Below are 21,405 nucleotides of genomic sequence, written 5' to 3' on the forward strand. Positions count from 1 at the left end.
ATAACGGCCATAAGCAATTTTGAGCGTCTGGCCGATGCTTCTCCCGTCGCCGGCGCAACGCCGGGCCGTCGGAACGAGCCGCATGAAGCCGCACCGCATTCGCCATCAGTTTCTGCTTGAGCCGGAGCTCAGCGAGAAACTGGACAACCTCAGTCGCGATCCGTCAACGACCAAATCAGCGATCGTGGCGAAGGCGATCGAGGCGTTCATCGAGCGGCGTGGCGAGAGCGAGTTCGATCGGCGCTACGGCGTAAGGCTTGACCGGCTCTCCCGCGATCTTGCCCACGTCAGGCGCGATTCCGAGGTGATCCTGGAGAGCCTGGCGCTCTTCATCCGCTTTTCGATCACCCTTCACGCCCACACGCCGGTCCCGGATCGGGCAACGCAGGCTATTGCCCAAGAGCGTTTCGAGAAATTCGTTGAGAAGGTCGGCCGCCAGATCGCTTCCGGCAAAAAGTCGCTTAGCAAAGACAATGGTGGGGGAGGGGAAGGATGAGCTCTCATCCCGAGGCCGACCACCGGCGGCGTGTCATGCTGCGCACCGCCATGGGTCCGGCAATCACCGAAGCCCTGGCCGATCCGTCCGTCATCGAGGTGATGGTCAATCCCGACGGCGCGCTGCGACTCGACCGGTTAGGCGAAGGTCGGGTCGATACCGACGTTCACATGCACCCGTCCGAGGCAGAACGTATCATCCGCCTGGTTGCTTCGCACGTGCGCGCCGAGGCGCACGCCGACAACCCGATCGTCAGTGCCGAATTGCCGTCTGGCGAACGCTTCGAAGGCCTGCTGCCACCTGTGGTGTTGGCGCCATGTTTTGCCATCCGCAAGCCCGCCGCGAAAGTCTACACCCTGGCCGACTATGTTGCCGAACGCATCATGCTGCCGCTGCAGGCCGATGCGCTGAAAAAGGCCGTCCGCGAGCGGCGCAACATGCTGATCGCCGGCGGCACTTCCTCGGGGAAGACAACACTCGCCAACGCTCTGCTGGCTGAAGTCGCCGAATGCGACGATCGGGTGATCCTGATCGAGGACACACGCGAACTGCAGTGCGCGGCCAGGGACTGCGTTGCCCTGAGAACAAGGCGGGGCTCGGTCACCCTTGCCGATCTCGTGCGCTCGACGCTGAGGCTCAGGCCGGACCGCATCATCGTGGGCGAGGTGAGGGGCGCGGAAGCGCTCGACATGCTGAAGGCATGGAACACCGGGCACCCAGGCGGCATCGCTACCGTACACGCCAATTCCGCGCGCTCGGCTCTCTATCGCATTGAGCAACTCGCCCAGGAAGCGGTGGTCACCGTTCCCCGCCGGCTCATCGCTGAGGCGATAGATCTGATCGTCTTCATAGCGGGACGCGGCTCGTCGCGCCACATCGACGCAATCGCCGAGGTCACCGGTCTCGACGGCAGCGGCGATTACGCCGTTGCCCCGCTCACGCTTTCGCAACTCCAGCAGCTTTGAAAGGCCTTCCTCATGCGCAAGAAGCTTCGCTTTCTTTCGTCCACAGCGCTCGCGTTTCTTAACACGGCCCCGGTTTATGCCGCCGGCTCCGGCATGCCGTGGGAGCAGCCGCTGCAGCAGATCCTGGAGTCCGTGCAGGGACCGGTCGCCAAGATCGTTGCGGTGATCATCATTATCACCACCGGCCTGACGCTTGCCTTCGGCGACACCGCCGGTGGTTTTCGGCGCCTGATTCAGATCGTCTTCGGTCTGTCAATCGCCTTCGCGGCATCGAGCTTCTTCCTCTCCTTCTTCTCCTTCGGTGGTGGGGCGCTCGTCTGATGGCCGCCGGGGAGCAGCATATCGAGGGCTTCGCAGTACCGGTCCACCGGGCGCTGACCGAGCCGATCCTGCTCGGCGGGGCTCCGCGCGCGGTGGCGATCCTCAACGGTACAGTGGCCGCGGCCATTGGCTTCGGCTTGCAGCAATGGATTGCTGGTCTGGTGCTTTGGATCGCAGGCCACTCGTTAGCGGTGTTTGCCGCAAGACGCGATCCGGACTTCGCCAGCGTGCTTGTGCGCCACCTACGTCTGAAGGGGTGGCTTGCATGCTGAACCTTTCGGAATATCGAAGCAAAGCCGACCGGCTTGCCGACCATCTACCCTGGGCTGCCTTGGTGGCGCCCGGCATCGTGCTCAACAAGGACGGCAGCTTTCAGCGGACGTTGCGGTTCCGCGGCCCGGATCTCGAAAGTGCGACGGAGGCTGAACTCGTCGGCATTTGCGCCCGGGCGAACAATGCTCTCAGACGCCTTGGCTCTGGCTGGGCATTGTTCTTTGAGGCCGAGCGCACAGAAGCGCTGGGCTATCCGAACTCGCATTTTCCTGACGCCGCGTCGTGGCTGGTCGACGAAGAACGCCGCGCTGCTTTCGAGGGGAAGGTAGCGCACTACGAGAGCCGCTATCATCTGACCTTGGTGTTTATGCCACCGCCGGACGCCCAGGCGCGCGCAGAAAGCGCGCTCGTCGACTCTCATTATTCCCGAGGAGAAAGAGACTGGCGCCAGGATCTGGCGAGGTTCCGTGACGAGACCAACCGCGTGCTCGATCTCTTCTCGGGTTTCATGTCCGAAGTACGCGTCCTCGATGATGCTCAGACGTTGACCTACCTCCACGGCACGATTTCGCCTCGTCGCCATCCTATCATGGCCCCGGAAACGCCGATATATCTGGATGCAATCCTGGTCGATGCGCCGCTTACCGGTGGCCTGGAGCCGATGCTGGGTGAGCAGCATCTTCGCACACTGACCATCCTCGGCTTTCCGAACCTCACCCGGCCCGGAATCCTCGATACCCTCAATCATCAGGATTTCGCCTATCGCTGGATGACGCGCTTCATTCCGCTCGAGAAAACGGAAGCCACGAAGACGCTGACGCGATTGCGCCGGCAGTGGTTTGCCAAGCGCAAATCGATCGTGGCAATCCTACGCGAGGTCATTACCAACGAGCCGGTCCCGCTTGTCGATAACGATGCCGACAACAAGGCGCTCGATGCCGACGAAGCCCTTCAGGCATTGGGCGGTGATCATGTGAGTTTCGGCTATCTCACCACCACCGTGACGGTGTGGGGCGAGGATCGCCAAGCCGCTGCAGAGAAGCTTCGCGCGGTCGAGCGCATCATCAATGGGCTCGGCTTCACCACGATCCGAGAAGGCGTCAATGCGGTCGAGGCTTGGCTCGGCTCATTGCCTGGCCATGTCTACGCTAACGTTCGCCAACCGCTCGTTCATACATTGAACCTTGCCCATCTCATGCCGCTGTCGTCGGTTTGGGCCGGTCCTGCGACAAACGAGCATCTCGCGAAAGTCACCCAAACCGAAGCGCCACCGCTTTTCGTTGCCGAGACCAGTGGGTCGACACCGTTTCGGCTTTCCACCCACGTCGAAGATGTCGGCCACATGCTGGTTGTTGGTCCGACCGGCGCCGGCAAGTCGGTTCTGCTTGCTCTGATTGCTCTGCAGTTCAGGCGCTATGCCGGCGCCCAGGTTTATGTCTTCGACAAAGGCAATTCGGCCCGTGCTGCAACACTTGCCATGGGTGGAGAACACCACGCGCTAGGAGCGGACGGTTCCCTTGCCTTTCAGCCACTGCGCAGCATCAACGACCAGGCTAGCCGAAGCTGGGCGGCCGAATGGATCGCCAGCCTTGTTGCCCACGAGAACGTCACCGTCACGCCGGAGGTGAAGGAGGCTATTTGGTCAGCGCTGGCCAGCCTTGCCACCGCGCCGGCGCAGGAACGCACACTGACCGGTCTTTCGGTCCTGCTTCAATCCAATGCGCTGAAGACCGCATTGATGCCCTACACGCTCGACGGTCCCTTCGGCCGCCTGCTCGATGCCGATCATGATGGGCTGGCCTTGTCGGATGTGCAGTGTTTCGAGACCGAGGAGTTAATGCACAGCCAAGGCGCTTTGCTGCCGGTGCTTACCTATCTGTTCCAGCGACTTGAGGAACGGTTCGACGGACGGCCCACGCTGATCATGCTCGACGAGGCGTGGGTCTATCTCGACAATCCGCTGTTCGCCGCCCGCATCCGCGAATGGCTGAAGGTGCTGCGAAAGAAGAACGTGTCGGTTGTCTTCGCTACGCAGTCGCTGGCTGATATCGCGGGCTCTGGCATAGCGCCGGCAATCATCGAAAGCTGCCCGCAGCGCATTTTCCTTCCCAATGATCGTGCCGTGGAACCCCAGGCGCGCACAGCCTACGAGCGCTTCGGTTTAAGCGAGCGGCAGATCGAATTGATCGCCCGCGCCACGCCGAAGCGTCAGTATTATCTGCAATCGCGCCGCGGCAACCGTCTGTTCGAGCTCGAGCTTGGCCCCATCGCTCTTGCGCTTTGCGGTGCTTCCGATCCGGCCACGCAGACTCTGATCGACAGGATCATGTCCGAAGACGGGCAAGGCAGCTTTGCCTCGCAGTTCCTGATCGCGCGCGGCCTCGATTGGGCCGGCGAACTTCTCAAGCAATTCCCTCAACCAGACAAGGAGCAATTCTCATGATGCGGCGACGCCTTCTCTCCGGCCTGATCACCGTTTCCCTGATCGCCAAGCCTATGGCCGACTATGTGCAGCCCGCGTACGCCCTTATCGTGTTCGATCCGTCCAATTATGCGCAGAACGTGCTGACGGCCGCGCGCGCATTGGAGCAGATCAACAACCAAATCCAGTCGCTGCAGAATCAGGCGACCATGCTGCAGAACATGGCGCGCAATCTTCAGCGTCTGGATTTCTCTTCCGTTGGCCAACTCACCGGTTCGCTCCATCGCATCGACGGCTTGATGGACCAGGCGAGTGGCCTCAGCTTTGATCTGGGCAAGCTTCAAGACCAGTGGCGCAGCCAATATCCGGAAAGCTACGACGCCACGATCAAAGTCAGCGATGTGGCGAGTGCTGCGCGGGAGCGTTGGCAAACCGCCATGCAGGCGTTCCGCCAGACCATGGGTGTCCAGTCGCAAATCGTCGAGAACGTCCGCGCCGACGGCGATCTGCTCGCCGATCTCGTCAACCGCAGCCAAGGGGCGGCCGGTGCGCTTCAGGCAAGCCAGGCCACCAACCAGCTGATGGCGCTTTCGACAAAACAGCAGATGCAGATCCAGACGCTGCTCGCAACGCAGTTTCGAGCTGAGGCCGAGGATGCCGCCCGCAAGGCCCAGTCAGACGAAGCCGCCCGCGAGATGACGAAGCGGTTCTTGGGTACCGGCTCGGCTTATCCCGGCAATTAATCACGAGTTCATCACGACGAGAAAGGCAGCGGCATGAACGACCTTGGCGTCATCGATCGCTTCATGGAGACCTTCATCCGCTACATCGACAGCGGGTTCGGTCTGCTATCGGGCGACCTCGCCTTCCTCACTACCATTCTGATCGGCATTGACATCACACTTGCCGGCCTGGCGTGGGCGCTCGGCGACGAAACCAGCGTTCTCGGCCGGCTTGTCCGCAAGGTGCTCTATGTTGGCGTCTTCGCCTTCATTCTGAACAATTTCAAGAACCTCGCCGATATCGTTTATCGTTCTTTTGCCGGTCTCGGGATTAAGGCGTCGGCCGGCAATCTGTCGGCAGACAATCTCTTGCGCCCGGGCCGCATTGCCGCGACCGGTTTCGAAGGTGCTTGGCCAATGCTTGACCAAGCCAGTCAGCTCCTGGGCTTCCCGGAAATCTTCGGCAACGCACTGACCATCTTCGTGCTGCTGATGGCCTGGTTCCTGGTTATCATCGCCTTCTTCATCCTTTCCATCCAGCTTTTCATCACCATCCTAGAGTTCAAGCTCACCACGCTGGCAGGTTTTGTTTTGGTTCCATTCGCACTTTGGAACCGTTCAGCGTTCCTGGCCGAACGCGTGCTCGGCCATGTTATCTCGTCAGGCATCAAGGTGATGGTGCTCGCCGTCATTGTCGGTATCGGCTCCACGCTCTTCGGGGAGTTCGCTTCCGCATTGCAAGGCAAGGAGCCGGATCTTGCCGGTGCCATGTCCCAGGTACTGGGCGCACTGGCACTGCTTGGCCTTGGCATTTTTGGGCCGGGGATCGCGTCGGGTCTTGTCTCAGGCGCACCGCAGCTTGGGGCGGGCGCCGCCCTCGGCACGACCGCGGCGGCAGCGGGTGTATCACTCGTTGCTGGAGGCACAGCATTTGCTGGCGCGCGTATGGCAACCAGCGGCGGTCTCGCCGCCATCCGAGCCGGCACAACAATGGGATCGGCTGCTTCCACGTCATGGCAGATCGGGCGCGCAACCTCGCCCGACGCTGGCCTCTCCGGTGTGGCTGCTGGAATGCATGGTGTAACCAGTGCAGCTGGCGGCGCCGCTATACGCATAGCGCGATCCGCCACTGCAAGTGTTGGGCGCAACGCCGATGCCGGGCGCGATGCCGCGTGGACCGCGACCGGCGGCGCGCCGACAGCGTCAATGACCGAACGCTCTGCCGGTTCGGCCACTGTTTCGGCGCCGACGTGGGCAAGGCGCCTACGTTCTGAACAGACCGCCCGGGCAAATCGCCACGCTGCCATGCAAGCTGTCCGAGACGGAGACCGGCCGGGAGGCAGCGCCAACCCCTCTCTCAACGACAAGGATGACTAGATGCTCTTCAAGCGACCCGTGCACCGTTACGGCAAAACACCCGAACCGGTCACGCCGTATCAAAAAGCCGCCCAACTGTGGGACGAGCGCATCGGCTCATCTCGACTGCAGGCCAGGAACTGGCGGATCATGGCCCTTGGCTGCCTGGCCTTGGCGACCGGGCTTTCCGGCGGACTCGTATGGCAGTCGATGCAAAGCCGTGTCGTGCCTTATGTCGTCGAGGTCGATGGCTTCGGCGAGACGCGCGCCGTCGCGCCGGCGGTCCGGAATTATGAGCCCTCGGATGCTCAGATCGCCTGGCATCTCGGCCGCTTCATCCAGAATGTCCGTTCCGTTTCCACCGATCCGGTTTTGGTTCGGCAGAACTGGTTGGCAGCGTACGACTTTGCTAGCGATCGCGCAGCGCTCTTCCTCAACGAATACGCCAAGGCGAACGACCCCTTCGGTCAGATCGGAACGCGCAGTGTTTCGGTACAGGTCACCAGCGTGGTCAGAGCCTCCGAAAGTTCATTCCAGGTCAAATGGACCGAGCAGGTGTTTGAGCGCGGAAGCCTTGCCAGCACGATGCGCTGGACTGCGATCCTCACGATCGTGATCCGCTCGCCAAGCAATACGGATCAGCTGCGCAAGAATCCGCTCGGCGTCTTCATCAATGCCATTGACTGGTCACGCGAGCTCGACAGCGCCGTCCCAGCCCCCCTTTCTCCGACGGAGTCCACCAATGAAAGGTAAAATGTCACCGATTCGTGCCGTGCTGATCCTATCGGTGTCGGCAGCGGTCGTTTCCGCTTGTGCATCGAAGAAGGTGCCGCCGCCTGAGATTTCCTATGACGCTGCCGACTTCAAACCGGCCGCGATCGAAAAAGCGCCGGAGAGGCCGATTAGAATTGTCGAGGTGCCAAAACCACTGCCGCTGCCTGGCCAAATGCAGCCCGAGCCCGGCAAGGCCGAGGACAAGCGCCCTCCTGAAGAACGCGTCGCTGATGCCAACAAAGCCGCGACCCAGCAACCCACCAAGTACGGGTATGTTAATGCAGTGCAAGTCTACCCCTTCACCGATGGCGCGCTTTATCAACTCTATGCCGCGCCGGAGCGCGTGACCGACATCGCTCTGCAGCCGGGCGAGAAACTAACCGCCGTGTCGGCTGGCGACACCGTGCGCTGGGTCATTGGCGATACCGCAAGCGGCACCGGTGACAATCAGCGCACCCATGTTCTGGTAAAACCCTTCGCGCCGGGTCTTGCCACCAATGTCGTCATTACGACGGACCGGCGGACCTATCATTTGCAGCTTCAAAGCACCGAGAAGACCGCAATGGCGGCAATCTCCTGGACCTACAGCCAAGACCAGATCATCGCGCTTCGCCAGCGCAATGCTCAAGCCGAGGCAGTTACACCGGTCGCGTCGAACATCGCGCTCGAAAACCTTCGCTTTCGCTACTCAATCAGTGGCGACACACCGCCCTGGAGACCGACGCGAGCCTTCGACGACGGCAGCAAGGTCTATATTGAGTTCCCTCGTCGCATAGATCAGGGCGAGGCGCCACCACTCTTCATCGTCGGCGCAGATGGGAGCAGCGAGCTCGTCAACTATCGCGTGCGCGGCAACTATTACATCGTCGATCGGCTCTTCGCCGCGGCCGAACTTCGCCTCGGCACCAAGCGGCAGCAGGTGATCCGCATCAGCAGGATTGACGGCAGGCAACCGCAACGGCGGATCTCGCTCTTTCGCGGCAGCCGGCGAGGTGAGGGCTCATGATCGAAAATTCCCGCTCTGGCATCCCGCCGAAACTGGATCCCGAGGAACTGCAGCTTCGGGCCTCTCCCCGCCGCGTGGTGCGGTTCAGGCGCGGTGTGATCATCGCTATCGCAGCGCTCGGATCCGGCGCTGTCTTCGGCGTTACCATGATCGCCCTCCAGGGGCCGGCCCTTCGCATCAGGGATCAGGCGGAAGATCTCTACAACACTGAGCGCAAACCAACCGCCGAGGGACTCGATACGCTTCCCCATGACTATTCCGGCATGAAGCCAAAGCCTCCCGTCCTTGGGCTACCTTTGCCGGGCGACCTCGGCCGCCCCATCCTCGAGCGGCAGCGCCAGCTCGGCATCGTGCCGGGCCAAGACATCTCGGCCGAGGAGCAGCGTCTAGCGCAGCAGGCGATCGAAGCGCGTGAATCGCGGGTGCTTTTCCGCGTCGAAAATCGAGCTCAACAGACAGATGTCGGAGAGAGCGTGCAAACTGCTCAGCATCCATTTGAGGCGCTTCCCCAATCCGAAGCAGGACGCGCGTCAGCCTCGGTGGCGGCGGCGGAAGGCGACCAGAACAATCAGCAGCGAAAGCTTGATTTTCTCAGCCAGCGGAGCACTGGCGGGATCTACAATCCGCATGCGCTTCAGACGCCGATCTCGCCATATCAACTGATGGCTGGCAGCGTGATTGCCGCCAGCCTGATCACCGGCATCAATTCCGATTTGCCGGGCCTTGTCGTCGCGCAAGTCACCGAAAATGTGCACGACACGGTCACGGGCAACATATTGCTGATTCCGCAGGGCTCACGTCTTATCGGCGTCTACGACAGCGTCGTCGCGTTCGGGCAAAAGCGAGCGCTGCTGGTCTGGCAGCGCATTCTGCTGCCCGACGGCTCGTCGGCCGAAATCGACAATCTGCCCGCGAGCGACACCGCCGGCTACGCAGGGCTGGAAGACAAAGTCGATTTCCACACTTGGCAGATGATCAAGGGAGTGGCGCTTGCCACATTGCTCGGTGTCGGCACAGAATTCAGCCTCGGCGAAAACGAGAGCGATCTGGTCAAGGCGATCCGGGAATCAGCCCAGCAGAACGCCAGTCGAGCCGGCCAGCGCATCACCGAAAAAAACCTCAATATCCAGCCCACCATCGTCGTCCGCCCAGGTTGGCCACTGCGCGTCATCGTGCACAAGGACATCGTGCTGCGGCCATACGCCAGTTGAGCAGGAGTTATCATGGCTGACCTGAAACTTGGAAAACTTCCGGACCGAACAGCTTCGAAGATCACCATTACCGTCAGCGCGGAGCTGAGCCAAACACTCAAGGAGTATGCTGCACTTTACCGTCAGACCTATGGTCAGTCTGAAACCGTGGCAGAACTCATCCCTTTCATGCTGGCGGCGTTTCTGGAAGGCGACCGAGCCTTTGCCAGGGCCAGAAAAGAACGTCTGCCGACGGAGCTTGCCGGAAAATCGTGACTCCTCCGCTAGGGCAGCTGGAACATTGCCTAGCTGTCGCGACCTACCTGCTCCTCGCGAAGCATAGGATCAAACCCCTTGGAATGTAGGTATGCGCAAGAGAGGATGTGGAAGGAGATACCGCGCAACAGCCTAAGTTTGCATTTTCGATTTGATGCGGTAGTCGCCTATGAGCGGTCAAAACGAACGCAGCTGGTTCGCCGATCGACCAAACGGCGAGCGCACTGTGCTTTGCTCAGACCGCCACCGAGTGCCTCGCCGTTCCCCCTTTGAAATATGTATCGAACTTGGCCGCGATGGTTCGAATGAAGGGGCGACTTTCAGTCCGTACGAGGAAACTGTCACCATCGAATTCAAGCGCTCGGGCAGGATCGTGGAGTGCGATGGACCTCGAGCGATGAAGGAGCTGCTCGCCGGCTTTGCCGAACCGCTCCACCAGATCGACTGCCGAGAAGGCAAAATCACACATCAGCCGCTCGATGATCCAGCCACGGACGCGATCGTCGTCGGAAAGGGCAACGCCGCGGACGGCAGCCAACCCGCCATCCGCAACCATGCGCCCGTACCCGGCAGTCGAAGCCATGTTTTGCACGTAGCCTTGGCGAAAACGACCGATGGACGAAGGGCCAAGTCCGATCAGTGTCGGGCAGCGATCCTCAGTGTAGCCCTGAAAATTGCGATGCAAAACCCCTGCGCGGGCCGCTATGGCCAGCGCATCGTCGGGCTTCGCGAAATGATCGAGTCCTATTGCCTCATATCCCTTGGCGACAATTGCCCGCGCCGCGAGTTGAGATTGGGCGAAACGCTCAGTGGGACTCGGCAGCCATGCCTCGTCGATCATCGTCTGATGCTTCTTGAACCAGGGCACATGTGCGTAGCCGAACAGGGCCATCCGGTCTGGCTCCAAGGTCAGTGCCTGCGCCACCGTGGAACAGATCGTCTCGCGTGTCTGATTCGGGAGCCCGTAGAGCAGGTCCAGATTGACCGATTCGACGCCCCGCGAACGAACCCCGTCGACGACTGCCTTGGTCTGCAAAAAACTCTGCTCACGATTAATTGCTTTTTGCACTTGCGGATCGAAATCCTGCACGCCGAGGCTCGCCCGGGTTACGCCGATTTGAGCAAGTGCATCAAGGCGCGCCTTGTCCATGTCGTTGGTTTCGATTTCGATGCTGACCGTAGCATCCGGGAGAAAGTCGAAGCTGTCCCGCAAGGCCGCTCCAAGAGCAACCATATCATCGGGCCTCAGAATAGTTGGCGAACCGCCACCGAAGTGGATTGCACGGACATGTGCCTTGCCGCTCAGCAGACCGGCAATCGTGACGATTTCGGCATTCAGCGAGCGCAGATAAGCGGCCACCGGCTCATATTGGTGCGTCTGCTTGGTGTGGCAGGCGCAGAACCAGCAGAGCTTGTCGCAGTAAGGAATGTGCAGGTACAGCGAGATTTCGTCGCCGCTTTCCAGCGTCTCCAACCAGCCACGGTAAATGGCAGCATCGATCCCCGAATGGAAATGCGGCGCCGTCGGATAGCTGGTGTAGCGTGGGACGTTCTCGCTGAGTTTGACAGCTATTTCCGATTGCATCTCGCGTTCACCGTGTTGCCCGCCGGAACACTGCACGCATCGCTGAAGCAGACCCTGATCTCGATCAGCCGCGCTCATGGACAAACCGCCGCAGGATTTCTCTACCCTGGATGGGTATCCTGCCGGCAGTTAGGATCGGGTAAGGCGAACGCATGACCTTTCGGCAAGACATTCATAGTTCCGGCATTCCTGTTCTTTGCTTCCCTTGCGAGGCACGGCGTCGCGGTGTCTGCGGTGCGCTCGATCCAGACAATTTGGTTGGGCTCGCCAAGACTTGCTCGCGTCGCCGGATCGAGTCAGGAATGGAGTTGACCGGCGAGGCACAGAACGTCGACAGCTACTCCAACGTGCTTTCAGGCGTTGTAAAGCTATCAAAGAGCCTGTCGGATGGGCGCCAGCAGATCGTCGGTCTCCAGTTTGCACCGGATTTTCTGGGACGTCCTTTCAAGGTGGAAAGCTCGATCAATGCGGAAGCGGCAACAGCAGTCACGCTGTGTTCGTTTCCGCGAGCGGCCGTCGAACGGATGATGAAGGCGTCACGGGAATTCGAGCATCGCCTGCTCAAACAGACGCTGAATGAACTCGATGAGGCGCGCGAGTGGATGGTGACGCTGGGGCGCAAGACAGCTCCGGAAAAGGTAGCGACTTTTCTCCTCATGATGGCCCGGAATATCGATTCCAGTCTCGATGCGGCTTCCGGGTCGGCGTCCTTCGATCTGCCGCTGACGCGTGTCGAAATGTCTGATTTCCTTGGAATCACCAACGAGACCGTGAGCCGCCAACTGACGCGATTGCGGGCTGACGGGGTGATTCGGATTGAGAACGCACGCCATGTGACGGTGGACAGCATAAGCCGTCTGGAGAAGCGCTGTGGCGGCGGACGCGAGCGGCCCTAAGCGGCGAGGCCATGTCGCATGACTCCGGGGCGGGCCGTGTTTGCCTTTTAATGCGATGTTGCCGCGCCTTCGACGAAGCGGCGTCACGGTCGAGACAAACAGCTTTCGGGCTTTGATAGGAACGTGACCAATCGCCAGGTGTGTTTCGGCACATACCGGCGAAGCATGGTCCTTAATCTGCCACGGCTCGGCGGAACGATCGCGTTCGTTTCCAATGGGATCCGAACAACGTTTGGCAGGGCATCGGCAATAGCATCCAACGCGCGCAGGGCCTCAGCTTTCGCCTCAGCGATCGCGTCTGCGCCCGCCCAACCCAGGGAACGCCTTCCATGAGGGGGGTGAGCCCGCGCTGCGTTCCTCGTTCATTCGCCACCTGCTGATTGCGCCGCCGACACAAAATCTTGCGGCCTGACATAGATCAGGGCGAGGGGGCGGCGGCTGCGCGATTAGTGCGCTGCGGATTTGGCATCCACCAGATTCGAGATCGGGATCTGCAATGAAATTCGGCACAGAGATCGTCCTTCTAAGCGTGTTCGCTTTTGCGGCCCTGGTGGCCGCCGGCTTCGGCGTGGATGAACCTTTCCGCCGACACATGTGGGTGTTGTTCTTCGCAGTGGCTGGTTTCACTGCGATCCTGTTGCGCAACACGGAGTTCAAGCCAGCAGCTCCGATTGACCCATCCGCTTACATGGATGGTCCGATCCGCTACGGCGCGATCGCCACCGTGTTCTGGGGTGTCGTCGGCATGCTGGTCGGCGTGGTGATCGCGCTGCAGCTCGCCTACCCCGATCTCAACATCCAGCCCTGGTTCAATTTCGGTCGTTTGCGGCCGTTGCACACATCCGGTGTCGTCTTCGCCTTCGGCGGCAACGCGCTGCTTTGCACGTCTCTGTATGTCGTGCAGCGCACCTGCCGCGCCCGCCTCTTCGGCCGTGATCTGGCCTGGTTCGTCTTCTGGGGCTACCAGCTGTTCATCGTCATGGCCGCGACCGGCTACCTGCTCGGCATCACCGAGGGCCGCGAGTACGCCGAACCCGAATGGTATGTGGATGTCTGGCTGACCATCGTCTGGGTCGCCTACCTCATTCTGTTCCTTGGCACGATCCTGAAGCGCAAGGAACCGCATATCTACGTGGCCAACTGGTTCTACCTGTCGTTCATCGTCACCATCGCGATGCTGCATGTGGTCAACAACCTGTCCATACCAGTCTCGTTCCTGGGCTCCAAGAGCTACTCCGCCTTTTCAGGGGTCCAGGACGCCTTGACGCAATGGTGGTACGGCCACAACGCGGTCGGCTTCTTTCTCACCGCCGGCTTCCTCGGCATGATGTATTATTTCGTGCCCAAGCAGGCGAACCGGCCAGTCTATTCGTACCGGCTGTCGATCGTCCATTTCTGGGCGATCATCTTTCTCTACATCTGGGCCGGGCCGCATCACCTGCACTACACCGCCTTGCCCGATTGGGCGCAGACGCTCGGCATGGTGTTCTCGATCATGCTGTGGATGCCGTCCTGGGGCGGCATGATCAACGGCCTGATGACGCTGTCCGGCGCCTGGGACAAGCTGCGCACCGATCCGATCATACGCATGATGGTGATGGCCGTCGCCTTCTATGGCATGTCGACCTTCGAAGGCCCCATCATGGCGATCCGGGCGGTCAATTCGCTGTCGCATTATACCGACTGGACGATCGGCCACGTCCATTCGGGCGCGCTCGGCTGGGTTGGCATGATCTCGTTCGGCGCAATCTACTACATGGTGCCGAAGCTCTGGAACCGGCAACGGCTCTACTCGTTGCGGCTGGTCACCTGGCATTTCTGGCTGGCGACACTTGGTATCGTTGTCTACGCCGCGGTGATGTGGGTATCCGGCGTCATGCAGGGCCTGATGTGGCGCGAATACGACGAGCAGGGCTTCCTGGTCTACTCCTTCGCCGAGACCGTCGCCGCCATGCACCCCTACTATGTCATGCGCGCCATCGGTGGGGCCATGTACCTCTCCGGCGCGCTGATCATGGCCTGGAACATCACCAGGACCATCCTCGGCCACCAGCGCGAGGAGGAGCCGATGCCGAGCCCCGTCGCCATCCGACCTGCGCGATCAGGAGCCAGGTAATGGGCTTGATGGACAAACACGCAATCATCGAGAAGAACGCCACGCTTCTTCTCGTTGGCTCGCTGCTCGTGGTGACGGTCGGCGGCATCGTCGAGATCGCGCCTCTCTTCTATCTCGACAATACGATCGAGAAGGTGGAAGGCATGCGCCCCTATTCGCCGCTCGAACTTGTCGGGCGCAACATCTATATGCGCGAGGGCTGCTACCTCTGTCATAGCCAGATGATCAGGCCGTTCCGCGACGAAGTTGAGCGCTATGGCCACTACAGCCTAGCTGCCGAGTCCATGTACGATCACCCCTTCCAGTGGGGATCGAAGCGCACCGGGCCGGATCTCGCCAGAGTTGGCGACCGCTACTCGAATGCATGGCATGTCGCGCATCTTACCGACCCGCGCTCGGTGGTGCCGGAATCGATCATGCCGAGCTATGGGTTCCTGAAAGACACGCCGATCGACGTGAAGGATTTCTCAACGCATCTGGTCGCCAACAGGCTTGTAGCCGTCCCTTACACCGATGACATGATCGTCCACGCCAATGCGGATCTGGCGGCGCAGGCCGATCCCAATGCCGACACATCAGGCCTTGAGGCGCGTTACCCAAAAGCCAAGATCGGCGACTTCGACGGCAACCCGCAACAGGTCACCGAAATGGATGCCCTGCTCGCCTACCTGCAGATGCTTGGCACACTGGTCGACTTCAAAAATTACGACGAAGCCGCCGGCTACCGCTGAGGAGAACGCTGATGACCTACAATTTGATGCGGGCGTTTGCCGACAGCTGGGGCCTGGTTGCGATGGCGCTGTTCTTCGTGGGGTGCATCGCCTTTGCCCTACGCCCCGGCAGCCGAAGGCTGGCCGACGAAGCGGCCCGCATTCCGCTCGAGGACGAGTGATCATGAGCGACGAGCATATCGATGAAATCTCTGGCGTCTCGACCACCGGCCACGAATGGGATGGCATCCGGGAGCTGAACAACCCGCTTCCCAGATGGTGGGTTATCACCTTTTACGTCACCATTGTCTGGGCGATAGGCTACACCATCGCCTATCCAGCATGGCCTCTGTTGCACTCGGCGACGAAGGGTGTGCTCGGCTATTCCAGCCGCAACGAGGTCAGGAACGAGCTGACTGCGGCTGAGGCCGCCAAGGGCAAATATATCTCGGCGGTGGAGTCCAAGAGCGTCTCGGAGATCTCCGCGGACGACGGCCTGCGCGAATTCGCAATCGCCGCCGGTGGCGCCGCTTTCAAGGTCAATTGCGTACAATGTCACGGCTCCGGCGCCCAAGGTTCCAAGGGCTTTCCCAATCTCAACGACGACGACTGGCTATGGGGCGGCAAGGCCGAGCAGATCCAGCAGACGATTACGCACGGCATCCGCTTCGCATCCGATCCGGACACGCGCCTGTCGGAAATGCCGGCCTTCGGCGACATCATTACCGCCGACCAGATCGCACAAGTCAGCGCCTACGTGGCCAGCCTTTCCGGCAAGGTCCGCGATGCAAGTCTGATCCAACCCGGCGCCAAGGTCTTTGCCGAGAACTGCGTCGCCTGTCACGGCGACAATGCAAAAGGCAACAGGGAATTCGGCGCCCCCGACCTGACCGATGCGATCTGGCTCTATGGATCCGGTGAGACAGCCATCGCCGCACAGGTCCGTGCGCCAAAACAGGGCGTCATGCCGGCCTGGGTTGGCCGTCTCGGCGAGATCAAGGTCAAGGAACTTGCAGTTTATGTCCATTCGCTTGGCGGCGGAGAATAGGAATGGAAGTCCTATTCTTCGGTCCCCCCTGCCAAGCGGACGAGGCCCGGCGTGAGCCGGGCCTCGACACCATCCCTAATGCGATCTGCACAACCCGGCAAGGCTATCCTACCGCGAGGCTTTACGACAGGTGCCCCTGACATTGGCTGGGAAAGTGGAGTTGCACATGCGTGATAAGACGCAGTTGACACGGCTCGAAACAGAAACTGTCAATTCCGCCAAAACCCGCAAGCCGCTTTATGCCGCGCGTCAAAAGATCTTTCCGAAGCGCGCCTCGGGCAACTTTCGTCGCTTCAAATGGCTGGTGATGACGATCACACTTGGCATCTACTACCTGGCTGCGTGGCTGCCTTGGGCTCGCGGTCCATTTGCCCCGGACCAGGCAGTCCTGCTCGATCTCGCGAACCGGCGCTTCTACTTCTTCTTCATCGAGATATGGCCCCAGGAATTCTTCTATGTGGCCGGCCTCCTGGTCATGGCGGGCGTCGGTCTTTTCCTGATCACCTCGACTGTCGGCCGTGCCTGGTGCGGCTATGCATGCCCTCAGACGGTGTGGGTCGATCTGTTCCTCGTCGTCGAACGTGCGATCGAGGGGGACCGCAACGCCCGCATGAAACTTGACGCAGGTCCCTGGACCGCGCGCAAGCTCATGCTGCGTGTGTCCAAGCACACCATCTGGCTGGTCATAGGGGCGGCGACTGGCGGCGCCTGGATCTTCTACTTTGCCGATGCACCGACGCTGCTCGGCGAGCTCTTCACCGGCACTGCGGCGCCCGTCGCCTACATCACTGTCGCCGTCCTGACGGCTACCACCTACACGTTCGGCGGTCTGATGCGCGAACAGGTCTGCACCTATATGTGCCCGTGGCCCCGCATCCAGGCGGCCATGCTCGATGAAAATTCCCTCACTGTCACCTACAATGACTGGCGCGGCGAACCGCGTTCGCGCCACGCCAAGAAGGTGCTGGCCGCAGGCCAGCCCGTGGGCGACTGCGTCGACTGCAATGCCTGTGTCGCGGTCTGCCCGATGGGGATAGACATTCGCGACGGCCAGCAGCTCGAATGCATCACTTGCGCGCTCTGCATCGACGCCTGTGACGGCGTCATGGACAAGCTCGGCAAGGAGCGTGGGCTGATCGCCTATGCGACGCTCTCCGACTACAACGCCAACATGATGCTGGCGACTGCAGGCGGGTCCAGCTCAGTCAATCCATCGCTGATCAGGACCGCTGATGGCCTGTTCTCCGACAAGGTGGCGCATTTTCACATCCGCAAGATCTTTCGGCCGCGCACCTACGTCTACATGGGCTTGTGGTCGCTGATCGGCCTCGGCCTGCTCTATTCGCTGCTGACGCGCGATCGGCTCGAACTGAACGTATTGCATGATCGCAATCCCCAGTTCGTCACGCTGACCGACGGATCCATCCGCAATGGCTATACCGTCAAGCTGCTCAACATGATCCCCGAGCCGAGGACGATAGTCGTAACCATGCAGGGCCTTGAAGGCGCTGACATGGTCGTCGTCGGCGACGACATCCCCGCAGGCCGTTCCTTCGCCATTCCGGTCGAACCCGACCGCCTGAAAATGCTGAGGGTCTTCGTTCGCCAGCCGGCGGACCAGATCCGCGCTCCGGCACAGACCTTCAAGTTCCGCGTCGAGGACAGAGCCAGCTTTGAGTCGAACGAGTACACCGCCACCTTCAACGCGCCGGAGCCCCTCAGATGACTGCCAATGTACAAAAGCCTCGTGAATTCACCGGCAGGCACATGCTGGTCATCATCCTGGCCTTTTTCGGCGTGGTCATCGCAGTCAATCTGACCATGGCAACGCTCGCCAGCACAAGCTGGACTGGCCTCGTCGTCGAAAACACCTATGTGGCGAGCCAGCAATTCAACAAGAAGGCCGAGGAAGGACGGGCGCAGGCAGCACTTGGCTGGACCGGCAAGCTGACCATCGCATGGGGCGAAGTTCGCTATGGCCTCGCCGACGTCGCCGGCAAGCCGGTTCCCTTGCACGGCGTCAAGGTGCTGTTTCGCCATCCCGCGTACGAGAAGGAGGACAAGTCGGTCACCCTCGCACCCGCCTCGGGCCAGGAATTCGCAGCCCAGCACATGCCGAAGGACGGCGTCTGGATTGTCGAAGTCGACGCCGACGCCGGTCTGGACAAACCGTATCGCGACGTCCGCCGGATCATGATTTCCAATGGAGCGCTGCAATGAGTTGTTGTGCACCGGGCGCCGAAATGGCGCTTGATCTGGTCAACACCGGATCGGTCCTGCCGTCCAGCCAGGAGATCAGGCTGGCGAGCCGATCGCTTGGCGATGATCTTCACCAGACCGATCTTTCAGTACCGACGGTTCATTGCGCAGGCTGCATCCAGACGATCGAGACGGCGCTGGGAAAGCTCGATCGCGTCGAGAGCGCCCGCGTCAACCTGTCGACGAAACGGGTCTCTGTCCGGTGGCGTGGTGACGAGGTCCCACCGTTCGTCGTCGCGCTTGGGCGGCTAGGCTACCAGGCGCATCTCTTCCCTTCCGAGGTCGGCGACAAGGACAGGACGTTATCGGATTTGATCCGCGCGGTCGCGGTTGCCGGCTTTGCGGCGGGCAACATCATGCTGCTTTCGGTCTCGGTCTGGTCCGGCGCCGAAGGTGCTACCCGCGACCTGTTTCACTGGGTCTCGGCGCTGATCGCCATTCCTGCCCTCGCCTTCGCCGGCGGCATCTTCTTCCGTTCGGCCTGGAATGCTTTGCGCCATGGCCGCATGAATATGGACGTGCCGATCGCGGTCGGTGTTTCGCTCGCCTACGCCATGAGCCTCTACGAGACGATCAACCATGGCGATCACGCCTATTTTGACGCGTCGGTATCGCTGCTGTTCTTCCTGTTGATCGGCCGCACGTTGGATCACGTGATGCGCGAACGTGCCCGGACCGCTGTGAAAGGCCTGTCCCAGTTGGCCGCACATGGCGCCATGGTGCTGCGCAGCGACGGCGCGCGCGACTATTTGCCGGTCGGCGAGATCGAACCAGGCATGCGGTTGTTGATCGCAGCCGGTGAGAGGATCCCCGTCGACGGCAAGATCATCCAGGGAACGTCGGATCTCGACTGCTCGCTGGCCTCAGGCGAAAGCACGCCGAAAAACGTGGCGCCGGGCGAAGCAGTTCAGGCCGGCGTGCTCAATCTTACCGGCCCGCTGACGATTGAGGCGACAGCCGCCGCGAAGGATTCGTTTCTGGCGGAAATGGTTCGTCTTATGGAAGCCGCAGAGGGCGGCCGCGCGCATTATCGCCGGATCGCCGATCGCGTTTCAGCGCTCTATGCCCCGGTGGTTCATCTCACAGCCTTCGCGACGTTCCTTGGCTGGATGGCGGTGACCGGCGACTGGCACCGGGCGATAACCATCGCCATTGCCGTTCTGATCATCACCTGCCCGTGCGCGCTCGGCCTCGCCGTACCGATCGTTCAGGTGGTCGCCGCGCGGCGCCTGTTTGAGAACGGCATCATGGTAAAGGACGGTTCTGCCATGGAGCGCCTGGCGACGATTGATACAGCGGTGTTCGACAAGACCGGAACGCTCACGCTCGGCCAGCCCCGGCTGGTCAATGCATCGTCGATCGATCCGGCCATGCTGGCAGTCGCGGGAGACATGGCTACGCATTCCCGCCATCCTTTTTCAAAGGCCATAGCCGGTTTTGCCCATCCCGGCGGGCAGTACAAATTTGATGCCGTCACCGAGCATCCAGGGTTTGGAATCGAAGCCACTGGAGCCGGAAGCACCTGGCGGCTAGGCCGACGCGGATGGGCTGGATGGAGAGCCCGGACCGGTGGTGAAGGCAAACATGGCGGAACCGTGCTGACAAAAGACGGGTTCATTGTCGCGACCTTCGATTTTGAGGACGCGCTGCGCGCAGACGCCAAGGCGGCGATCGGGCAATTGAGCCATGCCGGGGTGTCAGTGGAAATGCTGTCGGGCGATACTGCGGGTGCCTGCGGTGAAGTCGCAGAAATGCTGGGTGTCAAGGACTTCGTTCCGTGCCTGCTGCCATCCGGCAAGGTCGAGCGCATCGAGACCCTGGCGAAAGACGGACACAAGGTTCTGATGGTTGGCGACGGCCTCAACGACACGCCGGCGCTCAGCGCGGCGCATGTCTCGATCGCTCCAGCTACCGCCGCCGACATTGGCCGCAATGCCGCCGACTTCGTATTCCTGCGCGAAAGCCTTCTGGCAGTGCCTCTCGCGCTGGACGTCTCGCGCAAGGCGGGACACCTGATCCGCCAGAACATCGCGATTGCGATCGTCTACAATGCGGTGGCAGTACCAATCGCCATCCTCGGGCACGCCACGCCTTTGTTAGCGGCGATTGCCATGTCTGCCTCATCGGTGCTTGTTATTGGAAACGCATTGCGCTTGCACGGCTTCGGGGCGAATGCGACGCTGCAAGTTATTCAAAAAGTCGGACGCTCCGCAGTCAGCTATTCGGCATAATCCTCGTGACGACGTTGCTCTATCTCATACCAGTGGCCCTTTTTCTGGGTGCACTGGGTGTGTCCGGCTTCGTCTGGGCATTGCGAAGCGGTCAATACGAAGATCTCGACGGAGCCGCCGAGCGGATACTAATTGATCGGGACGACAAACCGGAACGCTGATTTCAATCCGCTGTGCATAAGATGCGCGGATCGCGCTCGTCAGTCGAGCCGGCTCGGTCGGGAACAAGCTGTCCATGCTCCATGCTCCATGCTCCATGACCATCTTGACCTAAGCTGCACACTACATTTGTGAAAAGCCTCTGTCGTGCGAAGGACTGCCTCCCATTGCACCCAGTATGAGGCGGCTGATGCCACGAGAGTACCTCGCGTGGCCGGACGAGAGCTTGGCCATGTGCGCACGGGTTCCAAAGTGGAACGTCACGGTCGATCACCTGACCGTGAACCGCCAGTGCCGATTGGTCATGTCTGGCTGATCCAGATCAGGGTCATACTCATCGGTGTGTTCTATTGACCAGTCTTCGACGGAGAAATGCATGACTTACGGAAAGATTGGTCGTCATTATCAGCACCTTCACGGTTCTGGGTTTTCTGTCGTGTGGTCGGCCATGCCTTGTGCTTACGGCGCAGCCATTAGCTGACCGGCGTCGTGTGTATCTCGCTTGCTGGCTGACCATCCGCGTGGCTGCGCGGACACGGGGGCCGATCAACAGCTTTCGCCTTTGATGGGTTGTGTGCGTCGAAAGTGGCCTTCTTTGGG

General features: G+C 60.9%; 21 protein-coding genes. 20 read left to right on the forward strand and 1 reads right to left on the reverse strand.

What is annotated here, in order from left to right; genetic code table 11:
* Positions 1-82: 82 nt before the first annotated feature.
* From EJ072_RS18030 to EJ072_RS18080, 11 genes are read left to right on the forward strand one after another with little or no spacing between them, the layout of a single operon-like run.
* Entirely contained in the window at positions 83-496 is a 414-nt protein-coding gene (locus EJ072_RS18030; RefSeq protein WP_095488561.1) for a CopG family transcriptional regulator, read from the forward strand.
* Complete coding sequence (gene trbB / locus EJ072_RS18035; protein WP_024502850.1) at positions 493-1,461, forward strand: P-type conjugative transfer ATPase TrbB; 969 nt, start codon at positions 493-495, stop codon at positions 1,459-1,461. The genes EJ072_RS18030 and trbB overlap by 4 nt, the downstream gene beginning before the upstream one ends.
* A gap of 12 nt (positions 1,462-1,473) precedes the next feature.
* On the forward strand, positions 1,474-1,782 hold the full coding sequence (locus tag EJ072_RS18040) for a TrbC/VirB2 family protein (protein ID WP_126057781.1): 309 nt from the start codon (positions 1,474-1,476) through the stop codon (positions 1,780-1,782).
* A complete protein-coding gene (locus EJ072_RS18045) occupies positions 1,782-2,054 on the forward strand; it encodes a VirB3 family type IV secretion system protein (protein WP_024502852.1) in 273 nt (90 codons plus the stop codon). The genes EJ072_RS18040 and EJ072_RS18045 overlap by 1 nt, the downstream gene beginning before the upstream one ends.
* A complete protein-coding gene (trbE, locus tag EJ072_RS18050; protein WP_126057782.1) occupies positions 2,048-4,498 on the forward strand; it encodes a conjugal transfer protein TrbE in 2,451 nt (816 codons plus the stop codon). Before EJ072_RS18045 ends, trbE begins: the two co-directional genes overlap by 7 nt.
* Positions 4,495-5,220, forward strand: a complete 726-nt coding sequence (gene trbJ / locus EJ072_RS18055; RefSeq protein ID WP_024502854.1) for a P-type conjugative transfer protein TrbJ — start codon at positions 4,495-4,497, stop codon at positions 5,218-5,220. Before trbE ends, trbJ begins: the two co-directional genes overlap by 4 nt.
* A gap of 33 nt (positions 5,221-5,253) precedes the next feature.
* Complete coding sequence (gene trbL, locus EJ072_RS18060) at positions 5,254-6,576, forward strand: P-type conjugative transfer protein TrbL (protein WP_126057783.1); 1,323 nt, start codon at positions 5,254-5,256, stop codon at positions 6,574-6,576.
* Complete coding sequence (trbF, locus tag EJ072_RS18065; protein WP_126063930.1) at positions 6,577-7,308, forward strand: conjugal transfer protein TrbF; 732 nt, start codon at positions 6,577-6,579, stop codon at positions 7,306-7,308.
* Position 7,309: 1 nt separating this feature from the next.
* Complete coding sequence (gene trbG, locus EJ072_RS18070; protein ID WP_127232321.1) at positions 7,310-8,335, forward strand: P-type conjugative transfer protein TrbG; 1,026 nt, start codon at positions 7,310-7,312, stop codon at positions 8,333-8,335.
* On the forward strand, positions 8,332-9,546 hold the full coding sequence (locus tag EJ072_RS18075; RefSeq protein ID WP_126057785.1) for a TrbI/VirB10 family protein: 1,215 nt from the start codon (positions 8,332-8,334) through the stop codon (positions 9,544-9,546). The genes trbG and EJ072_RS18075 overlap by 4 nt, the downstream gene beginning before the upstream one ends.
* Positions 9,547-9,558: 12 nt before the next feature.
* Positions 9,559-9,801, forward strand: coding sequence for a DUF2274 domain-containing protein (locus EJ072_RS18080; protein ID WP_126057786.1), 243 nt, complete (start codon positions 9,559-9,561; stop codon positions 9,799-9,801).
* Between the two features lie 235 nt (positions 9,802-10,036).
* Here EJ072_RS18080 and hemN read toward each other — a convergent pair whose 3' ends face one another.
* Entirely contained in the window at positions 10,037-11,386 is a 1,350-nt protein-coding gene (gene hemN / locus EJ072_RS18085; protein ID WP_126059321.1) for an oxygen-independent coproporphyrinogen III oxidase, read from the reverse strand.
* Between the two features lie 152 nt (positions 11,387-11,538).
* On the opposite strand from hemN, the gene EJ072_RS18090 reads away from it, so the two are divergent.
* The 9 genes from EJ072_RS18090 to ccoS all read left to right on the forward strand — a co-directional run bounded on the left by EJ072_RS18090 (position 11,539) and on the right by ccoS (position 20,807).
* Positions 11,539-12,282: a Crp/Fnr family transcriptional regulator gene (locus EJ072_RS18090; protein ID WP_126057787.1), complete on the forward strand. Its 744-nt coding sequence runs from the start codon at positions 11,539-11,541 to the stop codon at positions 12,280-12,282.
* Between the two features lie 496 nt (positions 12,283-12,778).
* Entirely contained in the window at positions 12,779-14,398 is a 1,620-nt protein-coding gene (ccoN, locus tag EJ072_RS18095) for a cytochrome-c oxidase, cbb3-type subunit I (RefSeq protein ID WP_126057788.1), read from the forward strand.
* Positions 14,398-15,129: a cytochrome-c oxidase, cbb3-type subunit II gene (gene ccoO / locus EJ072_RS18100; protein WP_126057789.1), complete on the forward strand. Its 732-nt coding sequence runs from the start codon at positions 14,398-14,400 to the stop codon at positions 15,127-15,129. Before ccoN ends, ccoO begins: the two co-directional genes overlap by 1 nt.
* 11 nt (positions 15,130-15,140) lie before the next feature.
* Entirely contained in the window at positions 15,141-15,290 is a 150-nt protein-coding gene (locus tag EJ072_RS18105) for a cbb3-type cytochrome c oxidase subunit 3 (protein WP_024502864.1), read from the forward strand.
* A 2-nt stretch (positions 15,291-15,292) separates the two neighbouring features.
* Positions 15,293-16,156: a cytochrome-c oxidase, cbb3-type subunit III gene (gene ccoP, locus EJ072_RS18110; RefSeq protein WP_126057790.1), complete on the forward strand. Its 864-nt coding sequence runs from the start codon at positions 15,293-15,295 to the stop codon at positions 16,154-16,156.
* Between the two features lie 166 nt (positions 16,157-16,322).
* A complete protein-coding gene (gene ccoG / locus EJ072_RS18115) occupies positions 16,323-17,882 on the forward strand; it encodes a cytochrome c oxidase accessory protein CcoG (RefSeq protein ID WP_126057791.1) in 1,560 nt (519 codons plus the stop codon).
* Entirely contained in the window at positions 17,879-18,376 is a 498-nt protein-coding gene (locus EJ072_RS18120) for a FixH family protein (protein WP_126057792.1), read from the forward strand. The genes ccoG and EJ072_RS18120 overlap by 4 nt, the downstream gene beginning before the upstream one ends.
* The gene (locus tag EJ072_RS18125) at positions 18,373-20,646 is read left to right on the forward strand and encodes a cation-translocating P-type ATPase (RefSeq protein WP_126059322.1); all 2,274 of its coding nucleotides are present in this window, start codon (positions 18,373-18,375) and stop codon (positions 20,644-20,646) included. Before EJ072_RS18120 ends, EJ072_RS18125 begins: the two co-directional genes overlap by 4 nt.
* Positions 20,647-20,651: 5 nt before the next feature.
* Positions 20,652-20,807: a cbb3-type cytochrome oxidase assembly protein CcoS gene (gene ccoS / locus EJ072_RS18130; RefSeq protein ID WP_081714250.1), complete on the forward strand. Its 156-nt coding sequence runs from the start codon at positions 20,652-20,654 to the stop codon at positions 20,805-20,807.
* The last annotated feature ends 598 nt before the right edge of the window (positions 20,808-21,405 follow it).

Source organism: Mesorhizobium sp. M2A.F.Ca.ET.046.03.2.1 (assembly GCF_003952425.1).
GTDB lineage: Bacteria > Pseudomonadota > Alphaproteobacteria > Rhizobiales > Rhizobiaceae > Mesorhizobium.